Source organism: Streptomyces sp. NPDC029956 (genome assembly GCF_055574655.1).
Map to the genome: position 1 here is coordinate 24,841 of NZ_JBVHZJ010000076.1, position 14,343 is coordinate 39,183.

Annotated in this window: 11 protein-coding genes; 7 read left to right on the forward strand and 4 right to left on the reverse strand. The window is 71.5% G+C overall.

The features are described 5' to 3' along the window. Positions 1–17: 17 nt before the first annotated feature. On the reverse strand, positions 18–1,655 hold the full coding sequence (locus ACZ4XX_RS36500; protein WP_468512124.1) for a peptidoglycan recognition protein family protein: 1,638 nt from the start codon (positions 1,653–1,655) through the stop codon (positions 18–20). Between the two features lie 137 nt (positions 1,656–1,792). Between ACZ4XX_RS36500 and ACZ4XX_RS36505 the strand changes: the two genes are divergently transcribed. The 4 genes from ACZ4XX_RS36505 (at position 1,793) to ACZ4XX_RS36520 (ending at position 7,977) form a co-directional block, all read left to right on the forward strand. Next, complete coding sequence (locus tag ACZ4XX_RS36505; protein WP_468512125.1) at positions 1,793–2,545, forward strand: TIGR03089 family protein; 753 nt, start codon at positions 1,793–1,795, stop codon at positions 2,543–2,545. A 353-nt stretch (positions 2,546–2,898) separates the two neighbouring features. Continuing rightward, positions 2,899–4,125, forward strand: a complete 1,227-nt coding sequence (locus ACZ4XX_RS36510) for an LCP family protein (RefSeq protein ID WP_468512126.1) — start codon at positions 2,899–2,901, stop codon at positions 4,123–4,125. 268 nt (positions 4,126–4,393) lie between these two features. Further along, a complete protein-coding gene (locus ACZ4XX_RS36515) occupies positions 4,394–6,136 on the forward strand; it encodes an LCP family protein (RefSeq protein ID WP_468512127.1) in 1,743 nt (580 codons plus the stop codon). 50 nt (positions 6,137–6,186) lie between these two features. Next, positions 6,187–7,977, forward strand: coding sequence for an LCP family protein (locus ACZ4XX_RS36520; protein WP_468512128.1), 1,791 nt, complete (start codon positions 6,187–6,189; stop codon positions 7,975–7,977). A 94-nt stretch (positions 7,978–8,071) separates the two neighbouring features. Here the strand turns inward: ACZ4XX_RS36520 and ACZ4XX_RS36525 are convergent, their stop codons facing one another. Then, entirely contained in the window at positions 8,072–9,106 is a 1,035-nt protein-coding gene (locus ACZ4XX_RS36525; RefSeq protein WP_468512129.1) for a glycosyltransferase family 2 protein, read from the reverse strand. Positions 9,107–9,274: 168 nt separating this feature from the next. Here ACZ4XX_RS36525 and ACZ4XX_RS36530 point away from each other — a divergent pair, with 168 nt between their 5' ends. Next, the gene (locus ACZ4XX_RS36530; protein ID WP_468512130.1) at positions 9,275–10,747 is read left to right on the forward strand and encodes an LCP family protein; all 1,473 of its coding nucleotides are present in this window, start codon (positions 9,275–9,277) and stop codon (positions 10,745–10,747) included. Then, positions 10,744–12,240: an MFS transporter gene (locus ACZ4XX_RS36535; RefSeq protein WP_468512131.1), complete on the forward strand. Its 1,497-nt coding sequence runs from the start codon at positions 10,744–10,746 to the stop codon at positions 12,238–12,240. Before ACZ4XX_RS36530 ends, ACZ4XX_RS36535 begins: the two co-directional genes overlap by 4 nt. Here ACZ4XX_RS36535 and ACZ4XX_RS36540 read toward each other — a convergent pair. After that, positions 12,228–12,761, reverse strand: coding sequence for an acyl-CoA thioesterase (locus ACZ4XX_RS36540; RefSeq protein ID WP_467720407.1), 534 nt, complete (start codon positions 12,759–12,761; stop codon positions 12,228–12,230). The genes ACZ4XX_RS36535 and ACZ4XX_RS36540 overlap by 13 nt on opposite strands. A 130-nt stretch (positions 12,762–12,891) precedes the next feature. Between ACZ4XX_RS36540 and ACZ4XX_RS36545 the strand changes: the two genes are divergently transcribed. Continuing rightward, positions 12,892–14,169: an LCP family protein gene (locus tag ACZ4XX_RS36545; RefSeq protein ID WP_468512132.1), complete on the forward strand. Its 1,278-nt coding sequence runs from the start codon at positions 12,892–12,894 to the stop codon at positions 14,167–14,169. A gap of 79 nt (positions 14,170–14,248) precedes the next feature. On the opposite strand, the gene ACZ4XX_RS36550 is transcribed toward ACZ4XX_RS36545, so the two are convergent. Then, positions 14,249–14,343, reverse strand: a 95-nt coding sequence (locus ACZ4XX_RS36550) for an acyl-CoA dehydrogenase family protein (protein ID WP_132919430.1), incomplete at its 5' end; no start/stop codon positions are given.

Genomic DNA, 14,343 nt, shown 5'->3' on the forward strand with positions numbered 1-14,343 from the left:
TTGCCCCGATGACCCCATCAGCTCCTTCCCTGGTACTTCGCGGAGCTCGTGCGGGCCGTGCCGAGCTTGCCGTAGAGCCGTGCTCCGGGGCACTCCGTGGCGAACCCGTCACGGTGTCCGGCGATGGCGTTGAACTTGACCGTGCTGCCCTTCTTGTACAGGTTTCCGCCGCCTGAGACGAGATACGCGGCACCCTTCGGGTTCACCCCGTGCAGCCCGAGCTTCCAGGCCGTCAGACGGGCGACGGCGGTCACCACGGCGGCCGGCGGGGAGCTTTTGGTGAACGTGCCGAGGACGGCGATGCCCATGCTGTTGGTGTTGAACCCGAGGGTGTGTGCGCCGAGGACCGGCTTGGCCACTCCCCCGGCCCGGCCTTCGTAGATGTTTCCGCACTTGTCGACGGCGAAGTTGTAGCCGAAGTCTCGCCATCCACTGCTCTGGACGTGGTAGCGGTAGATACTGCGCAGGACGGAGGGGGCCTGAGCACAGGTGTAGTTGTTGCCGGTGGCGCTGTGGTGCACGAAGGCGGCCTTGATGCTCTTGGTGTAGACGAAGCCCTTCTCGCGGATGCTCTCGTCCGCGCCCCACCCCTTGCGGGTGATGATCTTGGGCCGGGGGCCGATGTACGGCTTCGCGGCGACCGACTGGTCGGGGACCTTGGCCTCGGTGGGGGCCTGCGCCTCGTCCTGGGCGGCCTGCGCGACGTCGGCGGCTTCGGCGGCCTGAGCAGCGTGCGGGGCAAGCACCTCCGGCAGCCTCGGCACGTACGGCAGCGTGACCTCCGTGGCCTCCTTCGACAGGGCGGGGATCCAGGCCGCGCCGAACGGGGCGAGCTGGGCGTTGACTCCGCTCACCGCCGCCTCCGCCGCGTTCAGGCCGGCCATGGTCAGCGCGGCCGTCGTCGTGCGGGACCACGAGGCCGCCGTGGCTGTCGTGGCCGCCGTCACCGCTGTGGCCGTCGCGGCCGTCCCGGTGGCCGCCGTGGACTCGGTGGCCGCGTCGGCCTCGGTGGCCGCCGTGGACTCGGTGGCCACGTCGGCCTCGGTGGCCGCCGTGGACTCGGTGGCCGCCGTCGGGTCCTGGGCCGGGTCACCGCCCGGGGCCTCGCCCGGGTCCACCAGTTCCAGCCGCAGGCCTTCGGGGAGGGGCTCGTCCCCGCGTACCCGGATCTCCACGCCGTCCGAGTCGCCCACCCACAGCGGGGCGGTGGAGCCCTTGACGGCCCGTCCGTGGCCTTCCGCGGTGTCCGGGTCGGCACCGTGTTCCTCGTTGTGGGTCTCCAGGTCCTGCCACTCCGACCAGGCGCCGCCGCCGGTGGCCCGGGTGCGGACCTGGACGACGCCGTGCAGGGCGGCCGCCGGGTCGTCCCAGACGACGCCGACGAGGGAGAAGGGCCTGACGTCGCGTCGGGTGAGTCCCTGTACGTCGGCGTCGTCCGTCCCGTCGCCCAGCGACCGGTCGCTGTCGCCCAGGGGCTCCAGTGGCAGGGACTGGGTGGCGCCGGGCAGTTCGGGTGCGGGTGGCTGCGCGGAGGCCGCCGGTGGCAGCCCGAGCGCCGAAGGCACCGCGGCCGCCGCGGGTGCGGCGAGAGAGACCGGCAGGGCGAGGACCGTCGCGCAGGTCACGGCGATCGAGGAGGCGAGTGAGCAACGCATGGGCCGATCGTGCGTACCCCGGGGCCGTTCCGCGCGTCGGGAACCCGCCGGGAAACCGACGCCCCGTCGGGCCGACCGGTGGACGGCGTCACCGGTACGGCGGACTCCCGCGCGGTGGCGCGCGTACGCTGTCCGGCGTGAACGCCAGCGACCGCACCCCTGCCGACCTGCTGCGATCCGCGCTCGCCGCGGACCCCGCCCGCCCCTTGGTCACCTTCTACGACGACGCCACCGGGGAGCGGGTGGAATTGTCCGTCGCCACCTTCGCCAATTGGGTGGCCAAGACGGCGAACCTGCTCCAGGGCGAGCTGTCCGCCGGGCCCGGCGACCGGCTCGCGCTGCTGCTGCCCGCGCACTGGCAGACGGCCGTCTGGCTGCTCGCCTGCTCGTCCGTCGGCGTGACCGCGGAGGTGGGCGGCGACCCGGCCGGCGCGGACCTGGTGGTCTCGGGGCCGGACACGCTCGAGGCGGGTCTCGCCTGTTCCGGGGAGCGGATCGCGCTCTCCCTCGCCCCGCTGGGCCGCCGCTTCCCCGCGGTGCCCGCCGGGTACGCGGACTACGCGGTCGAGGTGCCGAGCCAGGGCGACCGGTTCGCCCCGTTCGTACCGGTCGATCCGGGCGTTCCCGCGCTCGTCGCCGACGGTGTGGAACGCAGTGGGGCGCAGCTCGTCGAACAGGCCCGCGCGGACGCGGAGGCCCTCGGCCTCACGCCCGGCGCCCGGCTGCTCTCCGGGCTCGGCTACGGGGACTGGAAGGGCCTCTCGACGGGCCTGTACGCCCCGCTCGCGGCGGGCGGCTCCGTGGTCCTCTGCCGGAACCTGGACCAGCTGTCGCCCGAGTCCCTGGCGAAGCGCGTGGAGAGCGAGCGGGTGACGGTCACCGCGGCCTGACCCTCGATCACCCCGCACGCCTCCGCTCCTCCCGGTCCGCAGGCGCCCGTCCGATCCGCAGGCGCCCGTCGCTCCCGGTGGTGGTCCGCAGGCGCCCGCCCGCCCCGCCCGAGCGCCCTGCCGACGCGTCCCGCGTCCGCCCGCGCCGGCCGGGGCGGACGCCGGATGAACGCCGTCACCCCTCGTTCGGCCTACCGCCGCGCCGAGTCCACGCGTCACCGCGCCCCGTCCGGTACATGATCGGCGGGGGGAGTCGACTCCTTCCGCACAACCATGCGTGGGGTTCGGCCGTCTCCTTCTACGACCGGCGGCCGCCCGGCGCGCCGCCGACGCCATGAAGGACGGACTCAGACGTGACGGACCGTGGTGGTACGCCCGCCGAACCGGATCCTCCGGCATCGGAGGGCACGGCGCCGGAGGGCACGTCTCCCGGGGCTCCGCAGGAGCCGCGCCGCCGACGCCACTGGCTGCGGTGGACGGCACTCGGCGTCTCGCTCGTGGTGCTGGCCGCGGCCGGGGTCGGCTGGTGGTTCTACCGCAAGCTCGACGGCAACATCACCACGGACACCACCGCAGCCGACGAGCTCCGGAGGTACGAGAAGGAGCGCCCGACCGCGGTCGTCTCGGCCGCCCGGAACATCCTGCTCATCGGCTCGGACACCCGGTCGGGCGAGGGGAACCGGAAGTACGGCAAGGACCAGGGCACCCAGCGCTCGGACACGACGATCCTGCTGCACCTGTCGGCGGGGAAGAAGAGCGCGACGGCCGTCTCGCTCCCCCGGGACCTGATGGTGACGGTCCCGAGCTGCCGCACGGCGGGCGGGAAGCGGACCCGTGAGCAGTTCGCGCAGTTCAACTGGGCCTTCGAGTTCGGCGGTGCGGCGTGCACGATCCGTACCGTCGAGAAGCTGACCGGGATCCGGGTGGACCACCACATGGTGATCGACTTCCGGGGCTTCAAGAAGATGGTGGACGCCGTCGACGGCGTGGAGGTCTGCCTCAAGGAGCCGGTGAACGACCCGGCCGCGAAGCTGAAGCTGCCCGCGGGGCGCCAGACGCTCCACGGGGAGCAGGCCCTCGGCTTCGTACGGGCCCGGAAGTCGATCGGCAACGGCAGCGACACCGAGCGGATGGACCGCCAGCAGCAGTTCCTCGGCGCCCTGGTCAGCAAGGTGCAGAGCGACGGGGTCCTGCTGAACCCGACCAAGCTCTATCCGGTCCTGGACGCGGCGACCAAGGCGATCACGACCGACCAGGGGCTCGACTCGCTGCGCGACCTGTACGACCTGGCGCGTTCGATGCGGGCCATCCCGACGGAGAAGGTGCTGTTCCTCACGGTCCCCCGGCGCCCTTACGCGTACAACGCGAACCGGGACGAACTGGTACAGCCGGAGGCGAGTCAACTCTTCAAGCAGCTGCGGGAGGACCGGGCCGTCGTGGTGACCCCGGGCGACGAGAAGAAGGACGGGACGGGGCGCGGGAACGGCACGGACGGGAAGCCCGACGACGCGGACACCCCGCCCCCCTCCGCGACACCGACCTTCACGGGGCGCAGCGCCGCGGAAGGGGTGTGCTCCTAGCGGGGCCGCCGGAGGGGGCTGTGGGGACGGCGAGTAAAGGGCGCACCAAGGGGAGGGTGGGGAGGGATGAGGTTTGAGCAAATTGCCCGGTTGTAAGGGGCGTGGAATTTGTCACGCGCGTCGCCCCGCGCTGAACTGGGCGGATAGTGTGACGCGATCCGGTGCACCCCGACCGCGTGGTCGCACTCACCAAGGATCGAACGACCGAGAGAGCGGCGCCCACCGGGGGAGGCGCCTCGCGTGGCACCGACGGAGGACTCGAGTAACCGTGGACGCGCACAGCCGTGGACGGGCGGACGAGATCGACCCCGCCGACCAGTGGGTGCTCAACCCGCAGACGGGCAACTACGAACTGCGACTGGACGACTCCGCTGGGCAGTCGCAGCCGCAGACCCCGTCCGGTGCTCGTAGATCCACCGTTCCCGCTCCCGCGTCGCGCGACACCTCCGCCGACCCGTCCGTCGACGCGCCCGTACCCGGCCAGCGCCGCCGACGGGTCTCCGAGCCGGAGGGCGGCCGGGGCAAGGAGTCGCCCGCGAGCCGCCGCAAGCGCAAGCAGGGCGCGTCCCGCAAGAAGAAGGTCCTGCTGTGGACCGGCGGCACGATGGCCCTCGTCCTCGTGGGCGGCGCGACCGGCGCGTACCTGCTCTACAACAAGCTCGACGGGAACATCGACGTCGTCGACCCCGTGGGCACCCAGAGCAAGGGCTTCCGCAAGGGCGAGGCCTTCAACATCCTCATCATCGGCACCGACAAGCGGACCGGTGAGGGCAACGCGGGCTACGGCGACAACAACAGCCCCGGCCACGCGGACACGACGATCCTCTTCCACGTCTCCAAGGACCGGACGAACGCCACGGCGCTCTCCATCCCACGCGACCTGATGACGAAGATCCCCGAGTGCCAGACGCGGCAGCCCGACGGCCGGATCCTGACCATCCCGGGCCAGCAGCAGGCCCGCTTCAACGTGAGCCTCGGCCAGGACGGCCGCGACCCGGGCTGCACCATGCGCACGGTCAAGGAACTGACCGGCCTGACCGTCGACCACTTCATGATGGTCGACTTCAACGCCGTCAAGGAGCTGACCTCGGCCGTCGGCGGCGTGAAGGTCTGCGTCGAGAAGGCCGTCGACGACCCCAAGTCGCATCTGAAGCTGCCGGCCGGCGAGTCGGTCATCGAAGGCGAGAAGGCGCTCGCCTTCGTCCGTACCCGCTCCAGCTTCGGCAACAAGAGCGACCTGGACCGGATCAAGATCCAGCAGCAGTTCCTCGGCTCGATGATCCGGCAGATGAAGTCGAACGAGACCCTCACCAGCCCGACGAAGCTGTACGACCTCGCCGAGGCGGCGACGGACGCGCTCACCGTCGACAAGGGCATAGGGTCCCTCTCCAAGCTCCAGGACCTGGCCGGGGAGCTCTCCGGGATCGATACGAAGAACATCGCGTTCGCGACCCTCCCGGTCGTCGACAACCCGGCCGAGCCCAAGCCGATCACCGTGGTCCCGCACCCGACGCAGGCACCGCAGCTCTTCGCCGCGATGCAGGCCGACACCTCGCTCACCGAGGTGAAGAAGAAGCAGCAGGACGCCAAGAACGCCCAGGCGCAGGCCCAGGCGAAGCTCCTCCAGGGTGCGCGTGCCGAGGCCGTCGACGTACGCGTCGACGTCTTCAACGGCAGCGGCATCCAGGGCGCGGCCCAGTCGACCATCAACTGGCTGCAGAACGAAGAGGGCGTCACCCGCTCCACCAACAAGAGCAACGCCCCCGACAAGGCGGCGAAGACGACGCTCACCTACGCACCGAACCAGGCCGATCAGGCCCGCAAGCTCGCGGACATGATGGGTCTGGCCGCCACGGCTCTCAAGCCGGGCACGCAGGACGCCGGGGAACGCGAGCCCATGACGCTCGTCCTCGGTGCCGACTTCAAGGGCGCGGGGGTGCCCATCAGCGGTCCGGTGAAGGCGCCGGACGTCGAGAAGGTACAAGCTGACAAGCAGGTGTGCGCCAAGTAGTCCGGAAACACCGGCACTTGGCGGGCTCCTGACTGACGAGGGGACCTGGGGTGGGACAGAACAGCGTGCGTGGGGAGGGAACGCGTGGACGCGTTCCGCGCGCCCGTGAACTGGGCTGGGACGACGAGCTGCACGACGCCGGTGCGGCCACCGGTGCCGGGTCGGCCGACGCTCCCGAGGAGACGGACGAAGGCGCCGCCTCCGGTGGGACGACCCGCGCCGAGCGCCGACGTGGCGCCGGGAGCGGCAGCGGAAGCGGCAGCGGAAGCGGCAGCGGAAGCGGGGCCGACGGGCGGGCGGGCCACCGTCGTGGCGGCTCGCGCCGGCGGGCCAAGAAGCCCGGCAAGCGCAAGGCGCTGCGCTGGGTCGCGATCACGCTCGCGGTGCTGATACTCGGCACGGCCGGCGCCGGATACCTGTACTACGAGCACCTCAACGGCAACATCCGCGGCGGTTCGCGCGCGGGCGGCGAGAGCGGCGTCAAGAAGGCCGCGCCGAACGCCCTGGGCGACACTCCGCTGAACATCCTCCTGATCGGCTCCGACAGCCGCGCCGACGCCAAGAACGTGGCGCTCGGCGGCGGCAAGAACCTGCGTCAGTCGGCTCCGCTCGCGGACGTGCAGATGCTGCTGCACGTCTCCGCCGACCGGCAGAACGCCTCCATCGTCTCCATCCCGCGCGACACCATCGTGCCCATCCCGAAGTGCACGGGCAAGGACGGCACCACCTACCCGGCGACGACCACCTCTCCCATCAACGAGACGCTGGGGCGCGGGGGTCCCGGCTGCACGCTGACGACCTGGGAGAGCATCACCGGGGTCTACGTCGACCACTGGATGATGATCGACTTCGCGGGTGTGGTGGCGATGGCCGACGAGGTCGGAGGCGTCCCCGTCTGTGTGAAGACCGGAGTGTGGGACAAGCCCACCCGGCGCGTGAAGGGCGGCTCGGGCCTGAAGCTGCCCCAGGGCACCCACGAGATCCAGGGCAAGCAGGCCCTCCAGTGGCTCCGTACGCGACACGCCTTCGGCAACGACCAGGGCCGGGCCAGGGCCCAGCACATGTACCTCAACGGCATGGTCGAGAAGCTCCAGAAGCAGGACGCCTGGAGCGACACCGGTCAGCTGATGGGGCTCGCCGAGACGGCCACCCAGGCCCTCCAGGTCTCCGACGAGCTCAAGTCGGTGAAGAAGCTCTTCGACCTGTCGATGCAGCTCAAGAACGTGAAGATGAACCGCCTGACGACGGCGACGGTCCCGACGGTCGAGTGGTCGCAGGACGACAACAAGCTCGAGATGGTCAAGTCGTCCGCCGACAAGATGTGGGCGATGCTCCGCGACGACATCGCGTTCGACAAGAACGGCAAGCCGGCCACGACCAAGCCGAAGCCGAGCGCCTCCGCGAAGCCGAAGACGGCCGCCGAGGACCCGGGCTCCTTCCCGGTCACCGTCGCCAACGGCACGGCGGGCACCGACGAGGCGCCCGTCGAGGGCCGCGCGAAGGCGATCACCGCGGCGCTCGCGGAGAAGGGCTTCACGCAGGCCGGCTCCTCCCAGGAACCGCAGCCCCGTGAGGACACGGTCGTCCTCTACCCGAAGGACGCCGGCGACCAGGGCAGGGCGAACGCCGTGTCCGTGGCGAAGGCCCTCGGGCTGCCGGAGGCCAAGGTCAGGGCCGACGCCAAGGCGGAGGGCATCACGCTGATCGTCGGGGCGGACTGGCGCGAAGGGACCGCCTACAAGAAGCCGGTGGCCGAGGCGGGCGACCTGCCCGATGGTGCCGACGACAAGGCGACCTGCATGGACATCTATTCGGTCTACCAGTGGGACGGGAAGAGCTGACCCTCCCCTGAACGCGTGATGGCCGGGCCCCGTGAGGGACCCGGCCATCGGCCGTCGAGCGTGAAGTCGCCGCGGGGAGGGCGGGGCGGGGGCGTCAGACCGTCTCGGACTCGCCCGTCAGGACCGCCGGGCGGCGGCTCGCGATGACCTTCCGCGCCAGCGAGCGCGGGCTCGTCAGGAAGCCGTACCCCCACGACATGTGCATCGTCGCCAGCGCCACCGGGATCTGGACGCGGGCCCTGAGCGGCAGTCCCCTGCCCGCGGGGAGCGAGCCGGCCGTGATCGCCGCGAGGTAGCCGGCCGGGATCACGAAGCCGAGCGGGGTGAGGACGGCGCCCACGACCAGGCCCGCGGCGATGACGCACACGGCGGTCGGCGGGGCCAGGTAGCGGAGGTTGATCGATCCCTGGTGGTAGCGGGCGACGACGTGACGCCAGCGGCCGTAGTCCTTGTACTGCTTCGCGAGCGCGCGGACGCTGGGCCGCGGGCGGTACTGGACGCGCAGCTCCGGCGAGAACCAGATCAGGCCGCCGGCCTCGCGGATGCGGAAGTTCAGCTCCCAGTCCTGGGCGCGGATGAACTCCACGTTGTAGCCGCCCTGCTGTTCGAGCGCCTCGCGCCGGAACACCCCCAGGTAGACGGTCTCGGCGGGGCCCGCCTCGCCGCCCGTGTGGAAGGCGGCGTTGCCGACGCCGATCTTCGAGGTCATCGCGGCGGCGACGGCGTCCTCCCAGGCGTTCTCACCCTCGGCGTGCATGACACCGCCGACGTTCTGCGCGCCGGTCTCCCCGAGGAGCCGGACGGCCGTGGCGATGTAGTTCGGGGAGAGCATGCCGTGACCGTCCACCCGCACCACGATCGGGTGACGCGAGGCCTTGATCGCCGCGTTGAGCGCCGCGGGCGTACGGCCCGTGGGGTTCGGGACGGTCGTGACGCGGGCTCGGGGATCGGACGCGGTCTCGGCGACGAGCTCCGCGGCGATCTCGTCGGTGCGGTCCGTGGACGGCCCGAGCGCGATCACCACCTCCATCTCGCCGTCGTACTCCTGCTCCAGGATGTGACGTACCGAGGTGCGCAGATACCGCTCCTCGTTGAGCACCGGCATGATCACGGAGACGGGGGGCAGCATGGTTCCTCGGGGGTTCGGGGGTCTCCCCCCGGGACGGCGGTTCTGCTCGCCACGTTACCGCGAACGGGGGACAGCGGGCGTGCCGCCCGGGTGGTGCTGCCTTGCGCTGATCGTATGGGCCTACCGTGCTCACGGTCCCCTTTGTCACACCCGCGGAGGTGTCCGTCCGTGCCCACACCGCCCCGCACGCCCCGTCCCCGGCCCGCCGCCCGTTCCGCGCCGGTCCGCCGGCGGCGGAGGCGCCCCCGGTGGGGGATGCGGATGGCGACGGCGCTCTCCGTGACGGTGCTCGCGGCGGGCGGGATCGGACACGCGCTGGTCACCGGGCTCGACACCGGGATCACCCGGGTCGACCCCTTCAAGGACATGAAGAACCGGCCGCAGGCCGGGCACGGGATGAACGTCCTCGTCGTCGGCACCGACGGCCGTGACCGGATCACCCCCGAGGAGAAGGCGAAGTACCGGCTCGGCGGGGCGCCCTGCCACTGCACCGACACGGTGATGCTCGTCCACATCTCGGAGGACCGGGACCGGGCGAGCGTGGTGAGCCTGCCCCGTGACTCGTACGCCGAGATGCCCGAGCACACGGATCTCACCAGCGGCAAGAAGCACCACGCGCACCCGGTGAAGCTGAACGCGGCGTACGCGGAGGGCGGGCCCTCGCTGACCGTACGGACCGTCGAATCGATGACCGGCGTCAAGATCGACCACTACCTGGAGGTCGACTTCACCAGCTTCATGCGGACGGTGGACGCCGTCGGCGGGGTGCAGATCTGTACGACCCGGCCGGTCAAGGACTCCTACAGCGGGCTCGACCTGCCGGCCGGCACCCATGAGCTCGACGGTGGGCAGGCGCTGCAGTACGTGCGCTCCCGGCACATCGACGGGGCGGCGGACATCGGGCGGATGCAGCGGCAGCAGCGGTTCCTGGCGGCGCTGATCGAGCGGATCACCAGCGGCGGGGTGCTGTTCAACCCGGTGCGGTTCCGCGAGGTCGCCACGACGATGCTGAGCTCCGTCCGGGCCGACGAGGACTTCGGTACGGATCAGCTGCTCGCCCTCTCCAAGGCGATGCGGGGCTTCACCCCGGCGTCGTCGGAGTTCGTGTCCGTGCCGATCGGGGACATGAGCTTTCCCGTGAAGGGGATCGGGTCGACGGTGAAGTGGGACGCGGGGAAGGCGCAGAAGCTGTTCCGCGCGCTGCGGGAGGACCGGCCCCTGGCCGCCTCGACGCCGGGTTCCCCGTCCTCGGCGAAGGCGCCGAAGGGGGTGGTCGTGGATGTGGCACCGCGGACCGTGCGGGTGCAGGTCTACAACGGGACCCGGAAGGACGGGCTCGGCCGGAAGGTCGACGACGCGCTGCGCGGGACCGGCTTCGACACCACCCGGACGCCGATGACCGGGGCCGGGAAGGAGCGGGCGCGGACCCTCGTGGAGTACGACCCCCGCTGGGACCGCTCGGCGAAGACCCTCGCGGCGGCGCTGCCGGGGGCGGAGCTGCGGGCCGTGAAGGGGCGGGGCGGGACGCTGCGGGTGACGGCGGGAGCGGACTACAGGGGAGTCACGGCGGTGCGGAGCGAGGAGACGGCGCGGGGCGGTCCGTTCGAAGCGGTGACGGGTGACCGGGTGGTGTGCCCGTGACGACGGAGGCGGTGTCGGCGGACGCCGGGCGGTCGGCGTCCGCCGCCGTGCTGATCGTGACCTGTGTCTCGACCCTGATCGTCAACGCCAACACGTCGGCGGTGAGCATCCTGCTGCCGGCGATCAGCGCGGACACGGGGATGTCGCTGGACACCCTGCAGTGGGCCGTCACCGGGTACTCGCTGGTGGGCGCGGCGGTGATCGTCACCTCGGGGGCGCTCGGCGACGTGTTCGGGCGCCGGCTGGTGTTCCTGGGCGGCCTGGCGCTGTTCATCGCCTCGTGCGTGCTCATCGCGCTGTCCGGCGGTGGCGTGGGGGTGATCGTGGGCCGGGCGATCCAGGGGGCGTCGGGGGCGACGATCCTGGCGTGCGGGATGAGCCTGCTGTCCGTGTCCACGTCCGGTGCCGGGCAGGTGCGGGCGGTGACGCTGTGGGGCGGCGCGTCGGCGGTGGGGGCCGCGGCGGGTCCGCTGGTCGGCGGTGTGCTGGTGGACGGTACGGGCTGGCAGGGGCTGTTCTGGATCGACGCGGCGATCGCGCTCGTCTGTGTCCCGATCACCCTGAAGGGCGTCGCGGAGTCCCGTGATCCCGAGCGCAGCCGCTCGATCGACTTCGCGGGGACCCTGCTGATCGCCGCCGTGCTGGCCCCGGCGCTGCTCGCGCTGAGCGAGGGGTCGGACTGGGGCTGGACGTCGGCCGCGGTGCTCGGCTGCTTCGCGGTCGCGCTGGTCTCGGCCTTCGCGTTCGTCGCGGTGGAGCGGCGGGTCGAGGCCCCGCTGGTGGACCTCCGGCTGCTGCGCAACCGCGTGCTGATCGGGGCGACGGTCGGGATCCTGCTGAGCGCGGGCGTGATCAACGGTCTGATGTACCTGGTCAGCCTCTATTTCCAGAACCCCGCCACACTCGGGCTGAGCCCGTTCCAGGCGGGCCTGGCCACGCTGCCCGCGACGGTGGGTCTGATCGCGGTCACGCCTCTCGTGCCCCGCTCGGTCCAGCGGCTGGGGATCGGGCCCGTGATCGCGCTCGGCTTCGCGGCGGCGACGGCCGGCTGTGCGCTGCTGGTGTTCGTGCAGGGCGACTGGCGGTACGGGGCGTTCGTGCTGCCGCTGGTGCTGCTGGCCGTCGGTCTGGGGCTCGTCAACGGACCGGCGAGTTCGGCGTCCACCTCGGCGGTGTCCGCCGACGCGGTCGGCGCCGCGTCCGGCATCTCGAACATGGCCCGGTACATCGGGGCGGCCGCGTTCACCGCGGCCGTGGCGACGGTCAACACGACGGTGGGTGCGTCACACACCGCCGACGGGGACGCGACGGCCGACGCGCTGGCGGCGGGCCTGTCCGGGGCGTGTCTGCTGCTCACGGTGGCGTCCGGGACGGGCATGCTGCTGTCGGTCCTGGCGGTGCGGGCCCGCCGCCGCCGGGCCGGGCCCGGGGCCTACGGTGCGGCCGCGGCCTCGCACGCGCACACCGTCCCCGTCGTTCCTCAGTCCTCGTAGCCCTCGGCCGCCCGGCGCTCGCGGAGTTCCTTGATCGCCTGGCGGCGGGCCAGCCGGTGGGTGCGGCGGATCTGGGCTTCCTGGTTGCGGCGCTTGTCCTGTTCCGTCTCCGGGAGGACCTGGGGGACCGGGCGCGGCTTGCCGTCCGCGTCGACGGCGGCGAAGACCAGGTACGCGGAGCCGACCTGGGTCGCGGGCGTGGACTCGTTCCAGCGCTCGGCGAGGACCCGTACGCCGACCTCCATCGACGACCGGCCCGTCCAGTTCACCTGGGCCTTCACGTGCAGCAGGTCACCGACCCGTACCGGCTCCAGGAAGACCATCTCGTCCATCGAGGCGGTGACGGCCGGTCCGCCCGAGTGCCGGCCCGCGACGGCGCCCGCCGCGTCGTCCACCAGCTTCATGATCACGCCGCCGTGCACCGTACCCAGGAGGTTGGTGTCGTGGCTGGTCATGATGTGGCTGAGGGTGGTGCGGGAGGCGGAGGTGGGCTTGCCCGGAATATCGCCCTGATCTGTCATGCCCTCCACCATATGCCGGGTCCCGCGGGCGTCGCCGTTCGGTCCCCTTTGCATCAGCTTGGCAACAGCACCGGTCCGAAATTCCCCCCGGCCTGTCGCGCGTAAAGGCATGCCCGGCACACTGGTCCGCATGAATGACTGGCCCGAAGACGGCGGCTACGGCCGTGGCAGCGCGAACTCCCAGCCCGAGGGACCTCGCCGGATGAGCCATGTGCAGCGTCCGCAGGTTCCGCAGCAGCCGCCTCGGCACGACCAGGGCTACAACCCGAACTTCACCCAGGCGCAGGGCGCGGGCTACGACTCCGGTTACAGCTCGGGCCAGGTCTACGGCGGCCCTCAGGGCGGCGGACCCCAGGGCGGCGGGCACGGCACCGTACCGCCGCAGTACGCGCCGGGCCCCGGCTCCGGCGGTCCCGGGCGGCCCGCCCCGGACTGGCGCAAGCGGATCAAGGTCGGCTCGATCGTCCTGGTCGTCGCCGTCACCGCCTGGGGCATCGGCACGTACGCCTGGGCCAGCTCGCAGATGCGCAACGAGGTCGACCTCTCCAAGGTCATCGAGCGTCCGGCCGAGGGCGACTGCACGACGTATCTGATCGTCGGCTCCGACAGCCGTGAGGGCATGTCCGCCGAGGAGAAGAAGAAGCTCCACACCGGCTCCGCCGAGGGCAAGCGGACCGACTCGATGATGATCCTCGCGGCCTGCTCCAGCGGGAACACGATGGTCTCGCTCCCCCGTGACTCCTGGGTGACGATCCCCACCTTCGTGGGCTCCGAGTCGGGCAAGACGTTCCCGGCGCGCGGCGGCTCCAAGCTGAACGCCGCGTACGCGATGGACGGCCCCGAGCTGCTCGTCCGTACCGTCGAGTTCAACACCGGCCTGCGCATCGACCACTACGCGGAGATCGGCTTCGCCGGCTTCGCGAACATCGTGGACGCGCTCGGCGGCGTCGAGCTGAACATCGAGAAGGGCTTCAAGGACAAGAAGTCGGGCGCCGACTTCCAGGCCGGCACGCAGACCCTCAACGGCGAGCAGGCCCTGGCCTTCGTCCGGACCCGGTACGCCTTCGCCCAGTCGGACCTCCAGCGGACGAAGAACCAGCAGAAGTTCCTCTCCGCCCTGGCCAACGAGGCGGCGACGCCGGGCACGATCCTCAACCCGTTCGCCCTGTACCCGACGCTGGGTGCCGGTCTGGACACGCTGATCGTGGACAAGGACATGTCGCTGTACGACCTCGGCAAGATGTTCTTCGCCATGAAGGGCATCAGCGGCGGCGACGGCAAGTCCATGAACATCCCGATCTCGGGCAGCGCGCCGCAGAACTCCCTCAAGTGGGACATGCCGAAGGTGAAGCAGCTGGTCGAGCAGATCAAGAACGACGAGAAGGTCACCGTCGAGTCGAACCGCTGACCCGGTCGCGCGTACGGACGTACGGGAAAGGGCGCCCTCCCCCGCCGGGGAGGGCGCCCTTCTCCGTGCCTGCCCGGGGTTACGGGAGGTTGCGGGCCATGACGATGCGCTGGACCTGGTTGGTGCCTTCGTAGATCTGGGTGATCTTGGCGTCGCGCATCATGCGCTCGACGG

Coding starts and splice junctions, on each gene's coding strand:
- ACZ4XX_RS36500 (WP_468512124.1), bottom strand. CDS start 1,655: ATGCGTTGCTCACTCGCCTCCTCGATCGCCGTGACCTGCGCGACGGTC.
- ACZ4XX_RS36525 (WP_468512129.1), bottom strand. CDS start 9,106: ATGCTGCCCCCCGTCTCCGTGATCATGCCGGTGCTCAACGAGGAGCGG.
- ACZ4XX_RS36540 (WP_467720407.1), bottom strand. CDS start 12,761: ATGACAGATCAGGGCGATATTCCGGGCAAGCCCACCTCCGCCTCCCGC.
- ACZ4XX_RS36545 (WP_468512132.1), top strand. CDS start 12,892: ATGAATGACTGGCCCGAAGACGGCGGCTACGGCCGTGGCAGCGCGAAC.